The organism is Prevotella sp. oral taxon 475 (genome assembly GCF_018127805.1).
Taxonomy (GTDB): Bacteria; Bacteroidota; Bacteroidia; order Bacteroidales; family Bacteroidaceae; genus Prevotella.
Map to the genome: position 1 here is coordinate 736,146 of NZ_CP072334.1, position 22,424 is coordinate 758,569.

At 51.6% G+C, this 22,424-nt stretch carries 17 protein-coding genes; 1 reads left to right on the plus strand and 16 read right to left on the minus strand.

The window, feature by feature from the left end:
• Window positions 1-13: 13 nt before the first annotated feature.
• The gene (locus J5A66_RS02830; RefSeq protein WP_249110011.1) at window positions 14-1,441 is read right to left on the minus strand and encodes a leucine-rich repeat protein; all 1,428 of its coding nucleotides are present in this window, start codon (window positions 1,439-1,441) and stop codon (window positions 14-16) included.
• A gap of 531 nt (window positions 1,442-1,972) precedes the next feature.
• Between J5A66_RS02830 and J5A66_RS02835 the strand changes: the two genes are divergently transcribed.
• Window positions 1,973-2,461: an outer membrane protein gene (locus tag J5A66_RS02835; RefSeq protein ID WP_211790946.1), complete on the plus strand. Its 489-nt coding sequence runs from the start codon at window positions 1,973-1,975 to the stop codon at window positions 2,459-2,461.
• 197 nt (window positions 2,462-2,658) lie between these two features.
• On the opposite strand, the gene J5A66_RS02840 is transcribed toward J5A66_RS02835, so the two are convergent.
• The 15 genes from J5A66_RS02840 to J5A66_RS02910 form a co-directional block, all read right to left on the minus strand.
• Window positions 2,659-3,549: an AraC family transcriptional regulator gene (locus J5A66_RS02840; RefSeq protein ID WP_211790947.1), complete on the minus strand. Its 891-nt coding sequence runs from the start codon at window positions 3,547-3,549 to the stop codon at window positions 2,659-2,661.
• A 293-nt stretch (window positions 3,550-3,842) separates the two neighbouring features.
• A complete protein-coding gene (locus J5A66_RS02845) occupies window positions 3,843-5,036 on the minus strand; it encodes an AGE family epimerase/isomerase (protein WP_211790948.1) in 1,194 nt (397 codons plus the stop codon).
• Window positions 5,037-5,038: 2 nt separating this feature from the next.
• Window positions 5,039-6,439 carry an MFS transporter gene (locus J5A66_RS02850; RefSeq protein ID WP_211790949.1) on the minus strand — a complete coding sequence of 467 codons (1,401 nt, stop codon included), beginning with the start codon at window positions 6,437-6,439 and terminating at the stop codon, window positions 5,039-5,041.
• Entirely contained in the window at window positions 6,436-7,599 is a 1,164-nt protein-coding gene (locus J5A66_RS02855; protein WP_211790950.1) for a glycosidase, read from the minus strand. Before J5A66_RS02855 ends, J5A66_RS02850 begins: the two co-directional genes overlap by 4 nt.
• Window positions 7,600-7,784: 185 nt before the next feature.
• Window positions 7,785-8,906, minus strand: a complete 1,122-nt coding sequence (locus tag J5A66_RS02860; protein ID WP_249110012.1) for a glycoside hydrolase family 26 protein — start codon at window positions 8,904-8,906, stop codon at window positions 7,785-7,787.
• 1 nt (window position 8,907) lies between these two features.
• Window positions 8,908-11,220: a glycoside hydrolase family 3 N-terminal domain-containing protein gene (locus J5A66_RS02865; protein ID WP_211790952.1), complete on the minus strand. Its 2,313-nt coding sequence runs from the start codon at window positions 11,218-11,220 to the stop codon at window positions 8,908-8,910.
• Window positions 11,221-11,226: 6 nt separating this feature from the next.
• Window positions 11,227-12,507 (minus strand): cellulase family glycosylhydrolase, encoded by a 1,281-nt coding sequence (locus tag J5A66_RS02870; RefSeq protein ID WP_211790953.1) that lies wholly within the window; start codon window positions 12,505-12,507, stop codon window positions 11,227-11,229.
• A gap of 190 nt (window positions 12,508-12,697) precedes the next feature.
• Complete coding sequence (locus J5A66_RS02875; RefSeq protein WP_211790954.1) at window positions 12,698-14,017, minus strand: acetylxylan esterase; 1,320 nt, start codon at window positions 14,015-14,017, stop codon at window positions 12,698-12,700.
• 73 nt (window positions 14,018-14,090) lie between these two features.
• Complete coding sequence (locus J5A66_RS02880; RefSeq protein WP_211790955.1) at window positions 14,091-15,314, minus strand: glycoside hydrolase family 27 protein; 1,224 nt, start codon at window positions 15,312-15,314, stop codon at window positions 14,091-14,093.
• A gap of 818 nt (window positions 15,315-16,132) precedes the next feature.
• Window positions 16,133-17,122, minus strand: a complete 990-nt coding sequence (locus tag J5A66_RS02885; RefSeq protein ID WP_211790956.1) for an AMP-binding protein — start codon at window positions 17,120-17,122, stop codon at window positions 16,133-16,135.
• A complete protein-coding gene (locus tag J5A66_RS02890) occupies window positions 17,101-18,087 on the minus strand; it encodes an o-succinylbenzoate synthase (protein WP_211791409.1) in 987 nt (328 codons plus the stop codon). The genes J5A66_RS02885 and J5A66_RS02890 overlap by 22 nt, the downstream gene beginning before the upstream one ends.
• A gap of 53 nt (window positions 18,088-18,140) precedes the next feature.
• The gene (menB, locus tag J5A66_RS02895; protein ID WP_211790957.1) at window positions 18,141-18,965 is read right to left on the minus strand and encodes a 1,4-dihydroxy-2-naphthoyl-CoA synthase; all 825 of its coding nucleotides are present in this window, start codon (window positions 18,963-18,965) and stop codon (window positions 18,141-18,143) included.
• Between the two features lie 5 nt (window positions 18,966-18,970).
• Window positions 18,971-20,584 (minus strand): 2-succinyl-5-enolpyruvyl-6-hydroxy-3-cyclohexene-1-carboxylic-acid synthase, encoded by a 1,614-nt coding sequence (gene menD / locus J5A66_RS02900; protein WP_211790958.1) that lies wholly within the window; start codon window positions 20,582-20,584, stop codon window positions 18,971-18,973.
• Between the two features lie 25 nt (window positions 20,585-20,609).
• Window positions 20,610-21,695 carry an isochorismate synthase gene (locus tag J5A66_RS02905; protein ID WP_211790959.1) on the minus strand — a complete coding sequence of 362 codons (1,086 nt, stop codon included), beginning with the start codon at window positions 21,693-21,695 and terminating at the stop codon, window positions 20,610-20,612.
• Window positions 21,696-21,805: 110 nt separating this feature from the next.
• Window positions 21,806-22,225 (minus strand): PaaI family thioesterase, encoded by a 420-nt coding sequence (locus tag J5A66_RS02910; protein WP_211790960.1) that lies wholly within the window; start codon window positions 22,223-22,225, stop codon window positions 21,806-21,808.
• Between the last annotated feature and the right edge of the window lie 199 nt (window positions 22,226-22,424).

The following is a 22,424-nucleotide window of genomic DNA, read 5'->3' on the forward strand; positions in this document are numbered from 1 at the left end:
ATACTTTTTCTCCTTACTCCCTCACTACTTTCTTGCCGTTGACGATGTAGATACCACGGCCGGGATTTGTCATGCGGCGACCCTGGAGGTCATAGACGACGTCTTCTTTCGCAGGTGTTGTAGGCTTGACAGTTTGGATACCAGTCGTCTCAGCCTCTTTGCGGGCGGCCTCGAAGTCGATAGTAAATCCTTTAGCAGGCGCAATAGCTTCGGCCAAACGCAGACCCGCACGGTGAGCTTTCAACTTGATGGAGGTTCCTTTGCGCGTACCCTGCTTGTAAAAGCCGATACCCTCGTTGCCGTTGGCCAACACGTAATATTTATCGCCGGCCGAAGAGAACTCCCGTTCGATGGCGGTACCTACAAGCAAGTTGCCGGTCACGTCTTCCTCTGTGCCTGCTACGGCTGCCTGATAAAGCAATGTACTGTTAGCTGGCCCTTGCAGGATAAATCCCGTCTGCTTGGGGATAATTTTGCCTGCGGTGAACGCTTTCACCTGGGCTTGGTCTGGAGCTGTAATGCTACTGCTGGGCGTGACGCCGGTGATGATGTAGGCAGTGCAGCCCGCGGGCACGAGGAAGTTCTCATTCTCTAAGTAGTAGGTGGTGTAGCCGGTGGTGCCGATAGTGAGCTTCTCATAATATAGATTTTTAGTCTTTTCCCAACACATTGCGGCCTTGTAAGCTACTGACGATTCTACAGGAACATGCACTACTTTCAGATTTGGACATCCTTCAAAAAGTTGGTCTCCTGTTGGGGATTGCGAATACATAGAATGTCCTTTAACAATTGCAGCTGGCGTTGGACTTTCAAAAATAAGTTCTTCCAATTTTTCCATGCGCTGGAAAGTATATTGGGTAATCCTCTCTAAGCTGGCAGGCAGAGTAAGTGTTTTAATGGGGTTCTTGCCGCCCCATACCATATCGTCAAGCTCTTTAATACAAGGAGAGAGTTTAAAACTATTCAGTTGAGGATCATTCGCTCCTACATTATATGCAAAAAAGGCCATAAGGCCGATGAAAGTTACCTTTGTATTTGATAAATCCACCTCTCGCTGTTTAACCACATAATCACATGACTGTTGCCCTATCGTTTCCAATTCTGTATTCCAAACGATTTCCTCTACATCATATGCGGCATGAAATATGTTGTAATCAGGTATTTCCTTCAAATATTTGGGAAGTATTACCTTCTTAACACCAGAAAACCCGTAAAGGTTTATATAAAGTTCCGTCACTTTATAGCCATTATAGAAATCCGGAATTTTTATAACTTGCGGTGCTGGAGATGGTAATACACCATTATATAAGCTTACATACTTGTTTGTTTCATCTATTTTCGTTACCTGATATTTTATACCTGTTTCTGGATCTGTCCACTCTTCGCTAAAGCAGGCAAACGGAATGATTAGAAAAATAAATGTAAGTAGAAATTGTTTCATTGTGTTACTATTATAAATTATCGAATAAATGATTACATAATTATGTATTGGTAAAATATAAATAATTGCACAAAGGGAACTCCGAAGAGCCCTTTGCTAATAAGGGATGCACTCACTTTGCGCGCGCGTAGAAAAAGGTGAAAAAGTATTACGCTACCAATAGGTGCGCATATGGTGTGTGTTAGCAGATTATTTGGATTGACCAAATAATCGGGTACAAAAACGCAGAAAAGCGGAAACTTTTCTGCACTGGCATGGTGCCTTGTACATTGCTATATGTAACACACTTGCGTTTCACGGCGGCAAAGGTAACACAATCTTTTCGAACTGCCAAATGATGGTTGATCATTGAGAGTTGGCTACCAGACTTTCATCTTTTCTTCGGAAAGCGGGTGTGTTTTATATTTTTTATTTACCTTTGCGCCAAATTCAACGCGTAAAGACAAGAGAAGAGAATAGATTTTAATTCTTTCCATTTAGCCTGATTCTTCACGGGCGATGGGTAATATTCATTTAATTTTAATCATAAGTATGAAGAAAATTTTCTTTGTGGCATTATTAGCCATGTTTAGTGCGTTTGCTTCCGCACAGGTATCGATTGGCGTGCACACCCTTTATGGCACAGAAGTAGAGAATTTGGGCTTGGGCATTAAGGGCCGTTACGATTTCACCGATCATATTCGTGGTGAAGCTAACTTCAACTATTATTTCAAAAAGCACGGACTGGAGTTCTGGGACATCAACGCCAATGCTCATTATCTGTTCCCCATCGGCGAGAAGTTCACGGTATATCCCTTGGCCGGAATCGGTTATGTGCATGTAAAAGGCACGCAGATTGTGCAAACGGGTCCGTTGAGAGCAGAGTTGAGTACGTCTGATGGTAAGTTCGGTTTCAATGCCGGTGGAGGTATGGACTATCTTCTGACAGAAGACCTCTATTTGAATGCCGAACTGAAATATCAGGTTGTCAGTGGTTACAACCAGGGTGTTTTCAGCGTAGGTTTGGTTTACAAGTTCTAAACGAAGACCGCTTCAGCAGAGCTCTCAGAGAGCGATGCTGAACTCTAAGAACAAAGCCCGGAGAGTGGACGCACCACTTCTCCGGGCTTATTTTATCTATTCGGGGCGAAAGAAAAAAGGTAAAAAGGATGCGACTGTTCCCTACCGTGCCGTTGTTACTCATCTGTAGAAATGTAGAAAGACAAGGGGTAGAGATGTTAGATAATCACTTTCGTCTTTCGGTAGTTGTGTCTGTATTCCGTTGGTGAGCAGCCTTTCTTTCGTTTGAAGATACGATTGAAGTTGCTCATATTGTTATATCCGCACTTAAAGCTTATCTCGGCGATGGTCTCGGTGGTGTCTATCAGCATGCGTGCGGCATATCCCATGCGTATGTCGATGATGTAATCGCTAAGCCTGCGGCCTGTGTGTAGCTTGAAAAAGCGGCAGAAGGCACTCTCGCTCATGTTGGCAAGGTCGGCCAGAGTTTTGAGTCGGAGTTCGTACATGTAGTTATCCGAGATGTATTTCTTTACGCGAAGTACCCGTCTACTATCGTCTTCGATGTTCACTTTGGCGTAACTGGTGGTGGCCAACGTGCGCACACCAGTGCTAAGCGACAGCGTGTGCAGTATGTCGAGAAACTGTATCAGGGCCTGAAAGCGGTCGGTTATGCGGCTCATCTCGTCCAGTTTGCCATACACTTTCATGATGGTGGCCATGGGAAAGGCTAATCCCTTCTGCGCTTCTTTCATCATTCGGCGTATGCTTTCGAAGGGTGTTTTGCCAAAGAACTGGTCGGTTTCGGCCATTCCAGCCCCGAAATTAAACTGAATGGTTATCTCGCGGATGTCTTCGCTCTTGCATTCGTGCTGCTCCCAAACGTGTTCTAGCGTGGGACTGGTGATGAGCACGAGGTCGAAATCGCCAATCACTTCGCTATTATCGCCCACCGTTCGTTTCACCCCCGCAGCGTTTTCAACGAAATTTAATTCGAAAACGTCGTGGTTGTGCACGGGATAAGAGAACTCTTTCTTATGCCTGTCTGCGATGTAGAGGGCATCGGTCTCCATCAACGGGGTTATTTCGTGTAGTACGTAAGTGTCCATAATTTTTTTTTAAGGAGTAAAGGGAGTAAGTAGTAAGGAGGAAAAGGGAAGCGAACGGTCGGTGAGTGAGGACCAGGGGAGAGACAGCGTAAAGAAGGAAGGGGGGAACGAAGAAGCTGTAGAAACCATTAGGTGAAAGGGACGAAGACTCTTGATTTTTACTCTTTGTTACCTTACTCTCCAAAAGCTAAGATATTGCCTTGCAAAAGCTTAGATATTGGAGTGCAATCTCTTAGCTTTTGCACTTCAAAAGCTAAGAGATGACTACCTGCTTCTTCTACCCTTACTATTTACTACTCTCCTCCTTTCATTCTTCTTTCTATCACCTCCAAACACATTCTTGCATTATGATAGGGGCATTTCCAAAAGCCGGCCTTATCGTCTACAAGGTTTGGGCGTGCGTTTTCGTCGCATCCCCAGAACCATTCGCCTTGCTCATGGTCTACAATATGTTCGCTAGTATATTGCCAACAGCGGCGCGCGATGTCGAGGGCAGCAGTGTCGCCGAAGTGTTGATAAAGGTCTATGTGTCCAATAACACACTCGCACATCACCCACCATTGACGTTGAGTGTCCACTTTGCCAGTGTCCGTCCATCGTTCGTACACCATCGAGCCATCCGCTTGCAAACCCTCGTCGGCCGCTTTGGCAATGGCTTTGATGGCATGCTCAACCCTTTGTAGCACGTTGGGGTCGTTCAACTCCAACGCAGCCTCGTGTAACAACCACACCGCCTCGATGTCGTGACCAAAGCTTTGTATGTTGCGACGGCCCTGCCAACGGTCGTCGAAGAAGAGGTCGAGGTGGTTTGTCTGTGGATTAAGCAAGCGCGTGAGGAAGATGTCGATAAGGTTGGCGATGCGTTCGGCCAACTGGGGCGTGCGCCACACGCGGTAAAGATTGGTGTATGGTTCGAGAATGTGCAGGTGCGTGTTCATCGTTCGCGACCCGTTCTCGTCCTTATCGCTCAGTCGCATGTCGGCAATGGGCTGCCAGTTGCGCGTTAGGGCCTCAACGTAGCCATTGTTTTCGCGGTCGAAGGCATGCCGTTCGATGTCGGCATAGAGGCCTTTGGCCTGCTGTAAGGCCGCTTCGTCGCCCGTGGCTCGTGCATATTCGCTCAATCCGTAGATGGCAAAGCCAATGGCGTAGGTTTGCTTTTTGGTGTCGAGCGGACGCCCTTGGGCATCCAAACTCCAAAAAACGCCACCCTCTTGCGGGTCGATGAAGTGGGCCACGAAATAATCTTTGGCCCTGGTTGCAGCCTCCAAGTATTCGGGTTTACCCAAAACGCGGTAGGCAGCAGCAAACGCCCACAATATGCGCGCATTGAGTACGGCTCCCTTTTCGGCATCGGGTAGGGGATTGCCATGGCCGTCTATCCGCCCAAGAAAACCGCCATGACGATGGTCTATCATCCTATTGAGCCAAAAAGGCATGATGTTTTGGGTGAGTTCGTCGTGCAACTCGTTCTTCAGTTTGTCCATAATTACTTCCTTTTTTCTTGTAGTTCGGCAGTTATTTGCTTCATCTTCGCTTCCGAAAGAGGGTAGAAATAGATGAATGCCAACGAGAGGAAGGCCCCTGCGGCAGGCAAGAACGAGAGGAACATCTTGATGCCTTGGATGGTTTCGGCCGACTGAACGGCATTGGCTTGGAAACCAAATTGGGCGAGCATCCAACCTGTTACGGCCGTGCCGAAGGCCCAACCGAACTTCTGACTCATTGAAGACGACGAGAAGATAAGCCCAGTTGCGCGGTTGCCTGTTTGCAATTCGCTGTAATCGGTACAGTCGGCATACATGCTCCACAGCAAGGGGAAGATGCTGCCTGCGCAAACACTGATGAGTGCTTGCAAGATAAAGATGAGCGCGAGCTGACCTTTATCGAGCCAAAAGAAGCCTATGCTGAGCACTGTTGCTACTGCCATGGCTGCCATAAAGGTGTGACGTTTGCCTATTCGGTTGCTTATTGGGGCGGCAAGTATAACGCCTACGATGTTGGCGGCTTGTCCAACGGCGAGGTAAAGACCACTAAGCACGAAGGGCAGACCAAGGAACGAGATGTTGCCCACGGCCGTTTCGTCGATGTAATACTTGAAATAGTAGACCGTTGCGCCATCGCGAATGGAGTTGAACACAAGCGATGCCACGCCCGCACCCAGCAAAATCCACCACGGACGATTGTGCAACAGGTCGCGAAGGTCTGTCTTGAGCGAGTTTTTCTCTTGCTTCACGGGTTTTACGCGCTCTTTCGTGAGGGCGAAACAACCAAGGAAAAGCACCACGCACACTACGGCAATAACCACCACGGCCATAAGCCAACCGAACTGTGGAGCGGTGAGCCAGCCACGCATTGGACCTTTGGGGTCGCCTCCACCGAAAGCGTTTACCAACGGCATAAAGAGCAACAAGGCTACGAACGAGCCAAGATAGGCGAAGGTCATGCGGTAAGTGGCCAGCGTGTTGCGGTGTGCAGGGTCGGGACTCATCACGCCTAGCAGCGAGGCGTATGGCACATTGATGGCCGAATACACCATCATCATCAGTCCGTAGGTTACGAAAGCGTAGACGATTTTTCCCGTTTCGTCCATCGGTGGGGTAAGAAACGTTAGCACACCGATAGCTCCGAAGGGCACAGCCAGATAGAGCAGGTACGGACGGAAGCGTCCCCAGCGCGACGAAGTGCGGTCGGCCACGGCTCCAACGATGGGATCGAAGAACGAATCCCATACGCGAGTGATGGCGAACATGGTACCAACGATGGCGGCAGAGATGCCAAACACGTCGGTGTAGAATATCATCAGATAGGCTCCGAAGAGTTTCCAAAACATCGACGACGACATGTCGCCCAGTCCGTAACCTATCTTTTCGCTAAGCCCTATCTTCATAATGCGTGGTTTTTGGCAATGAGTTTCTTGATGGTTTCAACACTAGCAGCGGTGGTTAGTCCGTCTTGCGGCGTGTGCAAGCAATAGTCTACCAGTCGCTCTACGGTCGAAGTGGCCACATGCATGCGTGTATCCGACGAGGCATAATAGATAAACACGCGCCCATCTTCATCGGCAATCCATCCGTTAGAGAAAACAACGTTCATCACATCGCCCACATATTCGCCACCTTGGGGCACCAAAAGGTAGCCGCCAGGCTGAGCAATCATCCGCGTGGGGTCGTCTAAGGCGGTCATGTACATATAGAGAACGTAGCGCAATCCGCTAGCGCAGCCCCTCACGCCGTGTGCCAAATGCAACCAGCCTTGTGGCGTTTTGATGGGATGAGGCCCTTCGCCGTTCTTCATTTCCATGATGGTGTGGTAGTGGCGAGGGTTGATAATGGTTTCTTCGTGTACCTCGGCGTGGGTTATATCGTCGACTAATGCCCAGCCAATGCCACCTCCCGAACCCGTATCGATAAAGCCGTCTTGCGGACGGGTGTAGAAAGCGTACTTGCCATCAACGAATTCGGGGTGCAGAACGACGTTGCGTTGCTGACTCCGCGTTTTGAGATCGGGCAGCCGTTCCCACGTTTTCAGGTCGCGGGTGCGTGCTATTCCGGCCGTGGCCGTTGCTGCCGAGAGGTCGTTGGGCTTGCTGTCGTCGTGGCGTTCGGCACAAAACACACCGTAGATATAGCCATCCTCGTGCTGGGTAAGGCGCATGTCGTAGATGTTTGTTGCGGGATTGTCGGTTTCGGGCATGGTTATCGGCTCGTCCCAAAAGCGGAAATTGTCTACGCCATTAGGGCTTTCGGCCACGGCGAAGAAGCTTTTTCGGTCGGCCCCTTCAACACGAACCACTAGCAGATACTTGTCGCCCCACTTCATTGCGCCTGCATTGAGCGTGGCATTCATCATGATGCGTTGCATCAAGTGGGGGTTGGTGCGTTCGTCTAGGTCGTAACGCCACTCCAAAGGCGTGTGTTCGGCAGTGAGTATAGGGTTCGCGTAGCGTTCGTAAATGCCGTTGCCGTTTTCCAATATGCGGTTAGGCGTGGTGAGCAATGCCTCGTGGCGTAGGCGAAGTGCATTGAGTTTTGAATTGAATGTTGACATCTTTGTGAGGTTATGAGGTTATGAGTGGGTGAGGTTATGGGTTTATGAGGTGTTAAGTTTTTAAGTTTCTAAGTCTTTAAGTTTATGAGTTGGTGAGTTAGTTGGCTTGCGAATTTTTCCTCCTCTTTATCTCCTTTAAAAGCAGAATAAAGCCTTCACACTTATCAACTTAAAAACTCAGAAACTTATTTCTTACGTTTCTTTGATACCATCCAACACGACTTGTTTGGTTCGCTTTTCAGTTTGCTACGGAAAAGGAACACGCCCTCCTTGTGTATCTTCCTGAAATCATCCGCGCAGGTTTTGTCGGGTGCAGGGCCGAAGTTCTCTTCCGCTTTATCCCATGCGTTGCGCCAAAGCAGCACGTAACTGGGGGCAAATCCCTTGATGGCGGGCACCAAGGTTGAGCTGTACCATTGTGCATCGGGCGTGTTTCGGTAGCCAGCCTCTGTTAATGCGTACAGCTTATTGTGGCTTTTGGCATACTCCGACATGATGCGCATCTCGTTCTGGCATTGCTCGATGAAGACCGCACTGCCGTTATACTGATACAAATCAATGCCGAGCACATCCACATAGCTATCTCCGGGGTAAAAGAGAAAATAGTGTTCGGGCGTGTCGTTGGCCTGTGCGTTGGGCGAATAGCTCCAAACTAGGTTGCGCAAGCCTGCTTGCATCATGGCGTTGAACGTAAGACGGAACAGTGCCTTGTATTGTTCGGGCGTGCATTGCTTGCTTCCCCACCAAAACCAAGCACCGCTCATCTCGTGCCACGGACGGAAAATAACGGGCACGGCACGGCCTTTATCGTCTTTAAGCGATGCCATGAAGTCGGCCAAACGCTGGTGCCAAAGTTGCATTTTGGCCGATTCTTTACCGCCAGGCAACACAGCCGTAACGGCATCTCCCTCCGTGTTCCAGGCATCTTTGCCCGTAACGGGGTTGTAAGGATGCCAACTGATGGTTACGATACCGCCTTGTTGATGGTGGGCAATAATCTGTTGGCGCATCTTATCAAAGGGAACACCATCCAGATTTTTGTCGTTTCCCAATTCTAGTCCGCCCAATTCGCAACCTAGAACGGCAGGATAATCGCCACAAACGTCGTTAACGTCACTTCGTCCAAACTCCCATTTCCACGTCGTTCCGTAGAAAAGGGCATCTTGATGACCGAACATTACGCCGCGCTTTTGTAGCGTTTGAAGGCGTTCGATGAGGCTTTGTGCAGGCGTATTTTTTGCCTTTTGCTTTGCATTTGCAGTAAAAGCGAACATTGCTATGACCATAGCGAGGATTATTTTTTTCATATCATTGAACATTGAAAGTGGCTTTTTGCAGGTCTTCGTCGCGGCTACTTCCGCCCACCAGCACTTCAAACGCGCCAGGTTCTACGATTGGTTTCATGTTCAAGTCGTAGAAAGCGAGCTTGTCGGGCGTGATGGTGAACGCGATGGTTTTCTTTTCTCCCGCCTTCAACGCTACACGACGGAAGTCTTTTAACTCTTTTACGGGTCGGGCCACAGATGCCACCACATCATTAATATACAGCTGACAAATCTCCACGCCATCGCGTTGGCCCGTGTTTTCAATCGTTACGCTAGCCGTTATGGGCGTCTTGCCATCGTTGGGAATGCTAGACTGACTAAGCTGTAAGTTGGTGTAACGGAATGTGGTATAACTTAAACCATGCCCGAAGGGATATAGCGGCGTGTTGTCGGTACACACGGCAGGATGGAAGAATGCCGAACGTTTATGGTTGTACCACGTGGATATTTGCCCTACATGGCGCGGCATGGTCATGGCCAATTTGGCTGATGGGTTCACCTTGCCGTATAGTATTTCGGCAATGGCTTGCCCGCCATACTGCCCTGGTTCCCATGCGTTGACGATGGCAGGAGCATGTTCGGCCGCATAACGAACACTGAGCGGACGGCCACTGATGATAACAACGACCGTGGGTTTGCCCGTCTCGTTCAGTCGACGTATCAGCTGTTCTTGCAGCCCAACAAGGTCTAGGTTATCGCGATCGGTATCTTCGCCCGACGTGCGTTCGTTCCAACGAAACCGCATCATGTATTCTCCGCAACACACAATGTTGAGGTCGCAATCCTTGGCTGCTTGCACAGCGGCATCCACTTGGGCTTGCGACATGTTGCGCGGGTCCCATCCTTGGTCCACGAAACAAAAGTCGGTGGTGGGCGCAACGCTTTTTAACCCGCGCAAAACGGTCCACACTTGCTCCTCAGGTTGTGGTTCGCTCCAATCGCCCATAATGTTTTGGTCGTTGGCATTGATGCCCGTTACCAGCACCTTTTTATACTTTTGCGCATCGAGAGGTAACAAGCTGTTGGCGTTTTTCAGCAAAACGATGCTGTTTCGCGATGCGTCTAGGGCCGTTCGCTTGTGTTCGGGGTCGTTGATAACGCGGTCGCGGGTCTTCACGTCACTGTAAGGATGCTCGAAAAGCCCCATTCTGAACTTCACGGTCAGTATTCGGCGCACGCTTTCGTCTATCCTGCTTTCGGGTATTCTGCCCTCGCGCACCAGCTCAACCACGACTTTTTGCCACTCCGGACCGTGCATGTGCATGTCCATCCCGGCCATAATGCTTTGGTAAAAAGCCTCTTTGTTATTGGCGGCAGTGCGATGTTGGTCAACGCAATGCTCAATATCCATCCAGTCGCTCACAACAAATCCCTTGAATCCCCATTCCTTTCGCAACACGTCAGTCATCAACCAGCTGTTGGTGTGGCAAGGAATGCCGTTCAATTCGTTGTGCGACATCATTACATTCCAGTCTCCGCCCTGCTGAATGGCAGCCTTAAAGGGTGGGAAAAACACTTCGCGCAGGGTGCGTTCAGATACGTCGCAGGGTGCGCCGTTTGTTCCATTGATGGCATAAGAGCCGCCCACAAAGTGCTTTACGCAGCCCAACACGTCTTGCGCATTATCCAAATTGCGCTGATAACCCTTGTTGGTGGCCACGCCCATGAGCGTAACCAGATAGGGGTCTTCGCCAAATGTCTCGCCACAGCGACCCCAACGCCCATCGCGAGCCACTTCAACATTGGGGTTGAAGTTCCAGTGCATGTTCATGGCACGCATCTCTTCGGCCGTTTGTCGGGCGATTTTATAGGCCATATCCACATCAAACGACGAGGCCAAACCGATGTTTGTGGGGTAAACGGTGTTGCCCTTACACTTGGCGTTGCCGTGAATGGCATCGATACCAATGAGCAAAGGAATCTGCAAACGGCTCTGCATGTTGAGCTTTTGCAAGTAGTTGGCCTCTTCGAGCGTGAGCACATGGAGGAACGACGACACCCATCCGCGGCGCGTCCACTCTTCCATGTCCTGCACAGTAACGCCTGGATAGAACGCGTTGGCGGTGTTGGTGGCCAGTTCTTCGGCGCTCATCGAGGTCGAATATTGCTTAAAATGCTCAATGCCCACAAGCTGGTTCATCTGCCCAACCTTTTCTTCCAGTGTCATGCGCGCTAAAAGATCGTCTACGCGTTGCGCCACACTGGCTTTGGAATTTTTGTATAAGGGTTGTTCTTTCTTTGCCGACATGGCTGGAAGTGTTAGTGCCGCGAGGGCTAGGGTTAATAATCGTTTCATCGTTTATCAGTATTTTGGCAGTTTGGCAATGCCCGCTTTTATCACGTTGACGGTAGACTTATCTGACGAGAACACCGAGTTAAGTCCCTGTGCCTCTTGTGCTGGGTCGCCTGTATAGTCGTCGCCAGGCTCCCATTGCTCGTGTTTGGGCTGCGCTTGTCCGCCCCAACCCCAGAAGTTGCAGCCTGCAAAGTAGCCGCCCTTGGCTGCATCGGCCGCCAAAAGCGAGAAAACATAGCCGTAATAAGCATCGCGGGCTGTGGTGGGCGACTGCTTTGAGAAGGCGAAACCATCGCGCGGATAGCCAAATTCTTCCATCACTAGGGGTTTGTTTATCTTGGCACAGATGGCCAAATGGCGGTCTATATACTCCTTGGTGTTGTCTTTGGCGCGTTGCAGGTTTTGCGATAGCGAGTCTTTTTTGGCCCAACTCCAATTGTAAGGCCAAATATGTATGTTGCAATAGTCAACGTTTGGGTCGGCGCAAATGCGTTGCCACGAGTCGTAATCGGCCTCGCAACCGAACGCGCCTTCCGAACCAACGCTAACCAAATGTCGCTTGTCGATGCTCTTCATCAAAGCCGCGGCCTTGGCCAACCATGCCTCGAACTGTGGCAGAACGGCCTTATCGAAGGCGCGCGGCTCGTTGCCAATCTGCCACGACATGATGGCGGGATCGTCTGCATAGCGTTTCTTGGTGTAGCGGTTGGTGCGTTTGAGGATAAAACAGAGGTGATTGAAGAACAGCTGTTGCGCCTGTTTGTTGGTTGAAAACTGCGAGGCGTACTTGATATAGGCCGAATAACCCACCTCGTTGGGCTGCAATGCCTTGCCTGCTCCTGCGTGTTCGAGGTAGAATCCATAACCTCCGCTCCACTCCCAAGAGTTGTTCAGGTATAACACGGCCACCATTCCGCGGCGTTGCAACTGCTGCATCAGGTAGTCGAGCCCATCTAATAGGACATCGTTATAGGCACTGGGGGATGGTTGGAGCACGGGCGACACCTTCCACTTAATGCCTTCTTCGCCATCGCTACCCACCAAAATACGCAGGTTGGTTATGCCCAAACGTTTCATTTCGTCTAGTTCGCGGTTCAGTCTTTGCCTGTCTCCGCCCTTCCCTTTCGAGCCAAGAATGGCGCCATACCAATAGTTTGCCCCAATAAAAATGTAGGGTTTGCCGTCGCGATAAAGCCTTCCGTTCTTTACCGTAACAAATGATTGCGCCTTAACGGCTGTGGCACAAACAAGAAGTAGTGCCATCATGTAGTATCGTATTTTATTCATTGCGTTTTGTTTCTTTGTTTAGACAGAAATATTTGCTTGACTTCTTTTGACAGAAACACAGGCTGTTTTGACAGAAATACAGGTTCTTTTGACAGAAGAACATAAGGACATATTGTGGCGAAGATACGTATGCTTCGGCTCGACTTTCATTTGTCCATCATGACATTTCTCACAAAACTCACAGGAGATTTTACTCCCCTTTCCCCTTTGTGAGGGGTTGTGGGTGAGGCTTTTTTAGCTGTTTGCGCAGCCACTCTCGCCATTCTTCCCATTGTTCTTGAAACCAGAAGTGGCCCGTGGCGGGATATAGTTTCAGAGTTCGTAGTCCCTGAGTAACGTTATAGGCAGCGTATGCGCTGTTAGGTGGCACCACCTCGTCGTTATATCCAAACGAAAACCAGCAGGGAATAGTCAGTCGGCGAGCGAAATTCACGCCATCGTAATAGCCACTTGTGGCCACTTTCTTAGCGTCGGGCTGCTTTTGACCATAGAAATAATGTGGCCATCCGCAGGCTTTGCCTTGAAGAGAGGCGGTGAGGTCGCACATTGCGGGATGCACCACGCCCACAAACGTAACGGCAGGATGCAGTGCACCGCACACCAACGACAGCACTCCGCCTTGGCTAGCACCAGTTACGCCCAGTTCTCGACCGTTCCATTCGGGCAGTTGGGTAAGATAATCCACCGCCCTTAGTGCGCCGATGAAGATGCGTTTGTAGGCCATTTGGTCGCGATTGTCGAGGTTTGTCTCCCAATACCTGTTCAATGCGCCGTGCAGCAGATCGTCGTACACCTGCTGCGGCATCGTTACAGGTATGCCATGCACACCTATTTCGAGGGTAATCGCCCCAATATTGGCTTGTTCTATGTCGCCTTGGTAGGGTCTGACGCCCGCTCCCGGAACGCGAAGTAACGCAGGACGCTTGTCCTCGTAGGCAGTGGGTATGCAGAGAATGCCGTAAATTCGGTTGCCGGGATTAAGTCCGTTAAAGCTCACTTCGTAAACTTGCACGCGCTCGGTACAGCGTTCGGGTAGCAGTCGGCGATGTGCTTCGAGCGGGTAATAACTTGCTTTCTCATAGGCATCGGCCCAAAACTGGTCGAAATCGGCTGGGCAATTGTCGGTGGGTTGCAGCGTTTTGGGGGCGTAACCCACGGTACAAAGGCCCTCGTAAGTCTTCTCGCCCACGTGCGCCCACACTTTAAGGCGATAGAAACCAGCCGTTTTCATCGTACCCTTCCATGTCGTTGTGCCGTCTTTTAGCACCACGCCGCTGCGTTTAACATCGGCATACATCACGGGGCCAGCCTCGATATCCACCTTTGCTTGTGGCAACGGACAGCCGTTTTTCAATACTGCCACATTGAAAATGGCCTCTTCTCCCAGCCGATAGTTCCAATTGGCGTGGTTGGGTTGCACTTGCACAACAATTTCTTTACCACGTATTTGCGCCACAACAGCAAGGCTCGCCAATAAGAAAAGCCCCAAAACGAGCGTTATTCGTTTCATTATTATATATTATTTTGAAAGGGAAACACCCCTTACTTCCTTTACTACTTTCTACTTTACTCCTTACCTCTTACTACCTTACAAGCCGATAAACAACCACATCTTGTGCAGGAACAACAAACTTGCGGTCTACTTTTTGCTTGGTAGAAGTCTTTCCTTCCATGCGTCCAGTCCACAAATTCTTCACCTTATACACCTGTTGATCGAATTCGGTGCTACGTTTGCTCACCTCATCGTCGGTAAAGTTAAAGTCTTGCCAATTCAGATGGCAGGCAATGGGCTTGCGTGTGGGGTTGAAAATGGTCATTGCCCAATCGCCGTTTGCCAGCGGTTTGAACCAATAATCCAATCCATCGCGACTAAGAAAGCGCAAACCTTGCACACCAAGCTTATCTTGATTAATGGCGATAAGGTCGCGATTGGTAAGTATGGCTTTCGTTTCGGCACTCATGTTGCGCACATCGTTGCCTAAGATAAGCGGACTAGCCATCATGCACCACATCGTGAAGTGGGCGCGGTCTTGGTTAACGGTAAGCCCATTGCCCACTTCCAGCATGTCGGGGTCGTTCCAATGACCAGGACCAGCATAGCGGCGAAGACTGTCGTTCTTGTTGATACAATCTAAAACACTATATTGCACGTAGGTGGGAAACACGCGCGTGGAGTCGAACGAGCACCAAATGTCTGGCCCAATACGCCACGAATGGCCTATATCTCTTGCCCAACGCCAAGGTTGGTTGTCGCCCCACTCGCACATCGAGAGGAAGATGGGGCGACCGGCAGCACAAAGGGCGTCGCTTATTAGCTGATAAGCGCCACGGGGATTGATGTTTGTGGTGTTGCACCAATCGTATTTCAGATAGTCAACTTCCCATCGGGCATATTGCAAGGCGTCTTGATATTCGTGTCCTAACGATCCTGGACGCCCCGCGCAAGTTTCCGATCCGGCATCACTATAAATGCCCAATTTCAGTCCGCGAGCATGTACATAATCGGCCAAAGCCTTCATCCCACCAGGAAAATGCTTAGGGTCGGCTTGTATAAAGCCGTCGGCATCGCGCTGTCCATGCCAGCAATCGTCGATATTTATATAGGTATAACCCGCATCACGCAGACCGCTCGACACCATGGCATCGGCTATACCCTTGATAATGTCTTCGTCGATGTTGCCCTGAAACTTGTTCCACGAACTCCATCCCATCTGTGGCGTTTGCGACAAACCCTCCCACTTCTGAGCCTTACCTGCCAGCGGAAGCCATGCCAGCATCAGCCCAATAATGATGTTATTTCGATTCATATAGTCGATTGTTTTGCGTTAGATATTGACCCTGCAAAGATAGAGTTTAAAGATGCAATGACCAAATACAATATTAACCGAAACCGATACTTTTATATGTTTGTCGAGAAATCTTTGCCGGCCCTCTCCGCTGCGATGGATTCCTCGATGATCTATAGAAGACGAAGCAGAGCCACTGAGCCGTTCAAAAGCACCGTCTGGAGCCCAAACGGTGCTATTGTACCCTACAGTGACGCCGCGGAGAAGAAAACGGTGCTTTTGTAGGCTACAGTAAGGCCGCGGAGAAGAAAAATGATGCTTTTGTAGGCTACAGTGACGCCGCGGAGAGGAAAATGATGCTTTTGTAGGCTACAGTGACGCCGCGGAGAAGAAAATGATGCTTTTGTAGGCTACAGTAAGGCCGCGGAGAGGAAAATGATGCTACTGTACCCTACAGTGACGCCGCTAACCATCATACGTCGTGCGGGAGATGACCTCCCGAAGGTCAGGAAGTCATCTCCCGCACGACGGGAGGACACCTCCCGTGTCAGGAGAGATCATCAGCCGAAGGATCGTCGGGCACGGGAGCAAAACGAAGATAAAATCGTATTTGGGAGAAAGCATGCTCATTCCATTCTATCCATCGCTGCCGAAAAGTTGCATCCAATCTTTGGTGCTCCGTTCTCCGTGAGGGTCTTCTACTTGGAGACGATGCCGATGGATGTCCGCAAACCCCTTTCGGGCAAGATGCCGTTGGTGCCGTCGTTAAAAAGATAGATAGCGTTGGCGCGCAGACGGATGGGGAATCTAAAAACGAATGTAGGTGGAGGAGACGAGCGTCAGAGGTTGCGCGCTGCCAGGCGTTCGGCTTCTTTACGCTGTGGCTTTCCGGTGGGAGTGATGGGCAAAGCCTCAACGGGGATGTAATAGCGAGGACACCAGTATGGGGGCAGGTATCGCCGGCAGAGACTGCGAAGGGCCGACTGTTGGGCTTGCTGCGAAAGAGAAGATGAGGGAACGTAGAGTAGAACGACGGCCTGTCCGAACTTGGCATCGCGCCGGTGACTGATGAAGAACGGTATGCGGAGATGCGGGCGCAGCAATTGTTCCACCTCTTCGATTTGAATCTTGATGCCGCCGCTGACGATCACGTTGTCTTTTCGGCCCAGAATGCGGAACCCATGGGGAGAGATCTCGGCCAGGTCGTTGGTGATGATGGGCGCATTGCAGAGATGGGGTGCGTCGACAACAAGGCATCCCTCGGCGTTGAGCGTCGTGCTGATGCCCGGCAACGGCGTATACCATCCACTGGCAGAAGGCCCGTTGAGGCGGCGAAGGGCAATGTGCGAGAGGGTCTCGGTCATGCCATAAGTGCTCCACACAGCGTTGGGAAAGTCGCGAAGCTCTCTTTCCAAATCCTCGTCGATGGCTCCGCCGCCGATGAGGAGATGACGAATGCGGCGCAGACGGGTGCGTTCCGTCGGATCTTGCAGACTGTTGTAGACTTGCATCGGAACCATTGCGGCCAAATCGATCTCTTCTTCAACGTTGCGCAGGGGATGCCCGTCGGCCTCTACCTCTATCAGACGCAAGCCCCCTATCAATGCCCGGACGGCCATCATCTTACCACCGATATGCCGAAGCGAGAGACAGAGTAGGGCGGTGTCGCCGGGATGGAGCTGAAGAAATTGGCATGTCATTCGCGCACTGGCCTCCATCCGTCGCTTCTCAACGAGGAGCGGTTTGGGGGCACCGGTCGATCCGCTGGTATGCACCCACATCTGGGGATTCGGATCGGCCCATTCTTCTATCCATTCGGCAAGTACCATAGTCGGTTCTCTTTTATTTGCAGTGGGCGGGAGATATTATCGGTAAAAAGCAGTCCTGTGCCCAATCCTTGCGGTAGAAGGATTCGAGGCCCATAAACTTGTGCGGCGAAATGAGCAATGGCATTCAAGCCGACGTTGCTTTCCAGCGCACTGGTGGCCCACGAGCCGATGCCGCGTTCGGCAGCAAGGTTTATCCACTCGGTGCAACCGCTGATGCCGCCGTGCAAGGTGGGCTTGAGGATAATGTAAGCGGGGCGGATGGTGTCGAGCAACTGCCTTTTCTGTTCGGCAGAGTGAATGCCGATGAGTTCTTCATCGAGTGCGATGGGCACAGCCGATAGTCTACACAGCTGCGCCATCTCGTTCCACTGTCCCTGTCGGATAGGCTGTTCGATGGAATGGATGTCGAAATGGGCCAGGCGTTCGAGCTTGTTGAGAGCTTCGTCGGGCCGGAAAGCACCGTTGGCGTCCAGTCGGAGCTCCACGGCCTCCTTGTCGAAAGTCTGTCGGATGCGGCGCAGAAGTTCAATTTCCTGTTCGAAATCGATGGCTCCGATCTTCAGTTTCACGCAACGGAAGCCCTGCCTGAGTTTTTCTTCAAGCCGCGTTGCCATCTCGCAGAATGTCCCCATCCACACCAATCCATTGATGGGGATTCCCTCTTTGCCCCGTGCAAAGGGCGTATCGGATAGTGCCGTGTTGCCGCCGCGTTGCCATTGCGCCAGAGCTGTTTCGAGTCCGAAGAGGATGGAGGGATAAGCTCGCAGGCGATGACTGTCGATTCGGCCCGTGGTACAGAAGTTGTCGCAGGCTTGTTGCAGGATTTCTTCATAATCGGGCAGGTCGTCGCAGCTGAGTTGGGGCAACGGAGCGCATTCGCCTACGCCCTCGACGCCCGGCATTTCGTCGGCCGAGAGCGTGAGAAGCCATATCCGCCGCGAGCGATAGACACCGCGTGAGGTCATGGCAGGATTGCGAAAATGCAACGTTCGAGGAGCGATGCGGATGCGAAAGGTCGTCACGGCAGTTTGGGATATTTCTTAAAGTCGGGTCGACGCTTCTCGAGAAAAGCCCGACCGCCCTCTTGTGCTTCGTCGAGAAAGTAGTAGAGCATCGTTGCATCGCCGGCCAACTCTTGAATACCGGCCTGCCCATCGAGTTCGGCATTGAGTCCGGCTTTGATCATCCGCAGAGCCAGCGCACTGTGTTCCATCATCCGTTGGGCCCATTCCACACATTCGTCTTCAAGCTGTTCGAGAGGAACCACCTTGTTGACAAGGCCCATCCGTTCGGCCTCGTCGGCAGAATATTGGCGACAGAGAAACCAAATCTCTCGCGCTTTCTTCTGTCCTACGACTCGGGCCAGGTAAGATGCACCGAAACCGGCATCGAACGAGCCTACGCGTGGCCCCGTCTGACCGAAGACAGCATTGCTGCTGGCGATGGTGAGGTCGCAAACAAGATGCAGAACATGACCGCCACCGATGGCAAATCCATTCACCATGGCCACCACAGGTTTGGGAATGCGGCGTATCTGCATCTGCACGTCGAGCACACTCAAGCGTGGCACGCCGTCTTCGCCAACATATCCGCCGCGACCTTTCACGTTCATGTCGCCGCCTGCGCAGAAAGCCTTGTCGCCTGCGCCTGTAATCAATACCACGCCAATGCTTTGCGCCTCGCGACAATAGGCCAAGGCCTGACTCATCTCCCACGTCGTGCGGGGGGTAAAGGCGTTGCGGCGGTGCGGGCGATTGATGGTGATCTTGGCAATGCCATCAAACGCTTCAAAAAGAACTTCCTTAAAATCGAAGCCCGGGATCGTTGTCCAATTTCTTTTCATTGTTTTTATTGATTAGGAATGAGGTTGCACTCTAACAGAATGGGCCGTTCAGACTCTGCGTTCAGTAACCAGTCGATACCCGCTTTCATCTCATCAGTTGTGCAAGCCGAAAGATAATGTACATCGTTTTGGCGGCAAATACCCTCGGCGTGGGTCGTATGTTCGGCGCAGACGAGGCGTCGATGTAGGGCATCGGAGGGCATACCCTGCACCTGTTGAAAGATTCCGCCGCCGCCATTGTTGAGTAAGAGAATACGGAAATTGCCACGAAGATTCCGATTCCACAGGGCATTTTGATCGTAGAAGAAGCTGAGATCGCCGATAACGCAGAACACTTTGCCCGATTCTCCCACAGACATGCCGGCGGCAGTAGAGAGCGAACCCTCGATGCCATTTACCCCGCGGTTGCATCCTACGTGGTGATGGGCATAGCGATTGGCCAGTCGGACGGGTAGACTGTTGGCATAGTGCACCCGGAAAGGGAAGGATGCGCGTGTGAGTTGCGCCTCGAAATGCTTCACGACGGCGGCTTCCGAGAAAGGCAGTTCTTCTTGTTCCCGTTGTTGTTGCAGTGTTTGCGAGGCGTTGTTCCACAGAGTGGCATATTCTTCGGCCTCTTCTTTGGGTAGAGTTTTGAGGCAACAGCGCAGCACGGCGGTGGGAGCAGACTCGACCATCCCTGTGAGATGCATAAAGGTGTCGCACACTTCTCCGGTCTCGTTCACGAGCCATTGTTCGGCCTTCGAGGCTCGGCGCAGAAACGCTTTCAGGTTTTTACCGATGAGCATTCCGCCGAGGTGCAGGATGAAGTCGGGCAGAAGCGTGTCGGCATTGGGAAGCGAGGCAATAAGATCGTCGGCATTTTGTATGCCGCCCGCATAGCTCAATACCTCGGAGATCACTGCTGCACGCGATGCCAAACGCCCGATGCAGTCGGAAGGAAGTGCACCCTCGGGCAACTGACCTATGACAATCAACGGGCGACGAGCCTGTGCAAAGCCGGTCAGCAGGGGGTGAATGTCTGCCGAGTCGACACTTCTTGGCACAAGTCGCCGGATGATACGCTGGGCGGGAAGGGTCTCGACGTTGAACCGAAATAGCGGTTCGGAGAGGGGGACGTTGATGTGCACGGGTCCTGCACCATGATGATCAAGAGCGAGGAGAGCCTCGTTCACCAGTCGGTTGCAGTGCCATCGCTCCGTCTCATCTCGTCCTTCGGGCAGCGAAACGGCTTTCTTCACCAGTGGACCCAGAGCATCGGCCTGCGGAAGAGTCTGTCCGTCTTGTTGATTGATCCAGGCTTTGGGTCGGTCGGCCGAAACAATGACGAGCGGCACGCGCTGATAATAAGCCTCGGCAACGGCGGGAGCGAGATTGAGTAGGGCCGTTCCCGAGGTGACGCACACCGCCACCCGCCCTTTGTTTTGCTGCGCCATGCCCAACGCATAGAAGCCGGCCGAGCGTTCGTCGGTAATGGGATAGCAGGCGATGGCGCCGCATTCGGCCAGGTTATGCACGATGGGCGCATTGCGCGAACCGGGACACACCACCGCTTTCGTCACGCCATGCGCTACGAGAAGCGACGTGAGGATGTTGATTTGCTCTTTGTCTGAATACATCTTTTTGTTGAAACTTTTCCCGATTTTACGTCTTCCTTTCTTCTTGGAGAAGCCTTTTCATCGTCTCCATTTTGGCTTTTGTCTCCTCCCATTCTTGTTCTTCGGTGCTGTCTTTGAGCAAACCGCCACCGGCATAAAGGCGCAATCCGCCATCGAACAGCTCCATACAGCGCAGCGACACATAGAGCCGGACGTCGCCCGTTCTGCTAACAGGACCGGCAAACCCGCTGTAGTAACGGCGAGGGGCCGACTCGTTCGCATTGATAAAAGCCCAAGCCTCGGCTTTGGGCAGGCCACATACTGCTGGTGTGGGATGAAGGGCGTGAACGATGTCTCCCAGTCCGCACTGCGGTTTCAATCGGAAAGTAAAGTCGCTGCGCAGATGCAGCAAGTCGCCCGCTTGTTGAGTGTAAGGGGCGGTCTCGTCGATTTCGGAGGCTAAGCCCTGTAATTGAACCTCGAGATAACGCGCCACGAGTTGCTGCTCTTGCCGGTTTTTCTCACTCCAAGTGGCCTTTTGCACATTGTTCGGTCTGTCTTCATCCTCTTTTGAGGCTGATGGGGAAGGCTGTTTCATGGTGCCAGCCAGAGCCATCGTCTGCCATTGGTCTTCATGGTGGGCCAAAAGCGTCTCGGGAGTGGCCATGAGCCACGTGCCGCTGCGTTGTGTCGAGACCAAGGCTACAAACATTCGGGGATAGACTTGGCAAGCCTTCATAAACAGTTTTTCGACATCGAGGCAACCCTCCACTCGTATTTCTTCCGTTCTACTGAGCACAATCTTATCGAAAACACCCGTTTCCAATTGCCGATGAAAGAGCTGAAAATCTCTTGAGTAATTGAGACTTGACAATGGAGAATGGAGAATGGCCAATGGAGCATCGGGGAGACGGACCTTCGGTATCGGTATTTTCTTCACCTCATCCGGGCGTATCAGCAGGATGGGGCAAGCCTTTGAAGGAGTGAAAGGGGCAAAGACAAAGCCCTCGGCGGTGTTCAACGCCTCGTATTGGGCCAACTCCTGCGCACCGACGTCCGCCTGCGTGTAGCGTGTGGCCTGCGTCTCGTGCGGATGCCGAAAGAGGACGAAGTCTTTTTTGCGGTCAAGCATATTTTATCGGAGAGTCAAACCTGTTGCATCAAGGAGTCGGGTTTCTCTCAACGAGGCATCAAATGCATCTGTAGGGAGTGTCGAACATCTTGGGAAACAGTTGAAAGACGTCAATCGTTCTTGCGAGCATTGAGCACGTAGTTGGTCACTTGGACGGAGCAAACCAGTTCTCCCGCACCGTTTTCTATCTCTACCAGCCATTGATGCAGCGTGCGTCCTTTGTGCATCAGTCGTGCTTTGGCCGTCACGGTGTCGCCCTCTTCCACGGCCAAAAGATGACTTCCGCTCACGTTGATGCCCACACTGATCTTGCCGGGACACAGAGCCAGCGAACCAACACCGGCCAGATTCTCGGCCAAGGCCAACGAGGCACCACCGCTAAGGAAGCCAAAGGGTTGGCGGTTGCGTTCGTCCACCTTCATCTTAGCCATGCAAGTGTCGGGCTCGGGCGTAGAAATCAACTCCATTCCCAGGGCTGATGAGAGATTGGGACGTTTGCCAATCGTTTCTTTAATCTGTTGGATATCCATCTTTTCTTTTGTTTTCGTGTTGTGCAAACTTACAAAAAAAAATGAAGATCGTACTCCTTTCTGCTTAAAAAGGCGTTCTTTTCGAACTGCGAGAGAAGAACAACAAGAACTCAATGAGGACAGGTCGCCACCTCCTTCCAGGTCGTTGCAACGGGCGTTGCCTGCCTTGTACGTTCTCACTGTTCAGAGGCTTACTCCT

What these genes read in the sequence shown, in the direction of transcription:
- J5A66_RS02905 (WP_211790959.1), bottom strand. Translation starts at nt 21,695, where the DNA reads ATGCTTGACCGCAAAAAAGACTTCGTCCTCTTTCGGCATCCGCACGAG.
- J5A66_RS02870 (WP_211790953.1), bottom strand. Translation starts at nt 12,507, where the DNA reads ATGAATAAAATACGATACTACATGATGGCACTACTTCTTGTTTGTGCC.
- J5A66_RS02835 (WP_211790946.1), top strand. Translation starts at nt 1,973, where the DNA reads ATGAAGAAAATTTTCTTTGTGGCATTATTAGCCATGTTTAGTGCGTTT.
- J5A66_RS02850 (WP_211790949.1), bottom strand. Translation starts at nt 6,439, where the DNA reads ATGAAGATAGGGCTTAGCGAAAAGATAGGTTACGGACTGGGCGACATG.
- J5A66_RS02880 (WP_211790955.1), bottom strand. Translation starts at nt 15,314, where the DNA reads ATGAATCGAAATAACATCATTATTGGGCTGATGCTGGCATGGCTTCCG.
- J5A66_RS02845 (WP_211790948.1), bottom strand. Translation starts at nt 5,036, where the DNA reads ATGGACAAACTGAAGAACGAGTTGCACGACGAACTCACCCAAAACATC.
- menD (WP_211790958.1), bottom strand. Translation starts at nt 20,584, where the DNA reads ATGTATTCAGACAAAGAGCAAATCAACATCCTCACGTCGCTTCTCGTA.
- menB (WP_211790957.1), bottom strand. Translation starts at nt 18,965, where the DNA reads ATGAAAAGAAATTGGACAACGATCCCGGGCTTCGATTTTAAGGAAGTT.
- J5A66_RS02890 (WP_211791409.1), bottom strand. Translation starts at nt 18,087, where the DNA reads ATGACCTCACGCGGTGTCTATCGCTCGCGGCGGATATGGCTTCTCACG.
- J5A66_RS02855 (WP_211790950.1), bottom strand. Translation starts at nt 7,599, where the DNA reads ATGTCAACATTCAATTCAAAACTCAATGCACTTCGCCTACGCCACGAG.
- J5A66_RS02875 (WP_211790954.1), bottom strand. Translation starts at nt 14,017, where the DNA reads ATGAAACGAATAACGCTCGTTTTGGGGCTTTTCTTATTGGCGAGCCTT.
- J5A66_RS02840 (WP_211790947.1), bottom strand. Translation starts at nt 3,549, where the DNA reads ATGGACACTTACGTACTACACGAAATAACCCCGTTGATGGAGACCGAT.
- J5A66_RS02910 (WP_211790960.1), bottom strand. Translation starts at nt 22,225, where the DNA reads ATGGATATCCAACAGATTAAAGAAACGATTGGCAAACGTCCCAATCTC.
- J5A66_RS02860 (WP_249110012.1), bottom strand. Translation starts at nt 8,906, where the DNA reads ATGAAAAAAATAATCCTCGCTATGGTCATAGCAATGTTCGCTTTTACT.
- J5A66_RS02885 (WP_211790956.1), bottom strand. Translation starts at nt 17,122, where the DNA reads ATGGTACTTGCCGAATGGATAGAAGAATGGGCCGATCCGAATCCCCAG.
- J5A66_RS02865 (WP_211790952.1), bottom strand. Translation starts at nt 11,220, where the DNA reads ATGAAACGATTATTAACCCTAGCCCTCGCGGCACTAACACTTCCAGCC.
- J5A66_RS02830 (WP_249110011.1), bottom strand. Translation starts at nt 1,441, where the DNA reads ATGAAACAATTTCTACTTACATTTATTTTTCTAATCATTCCGTTTGCC.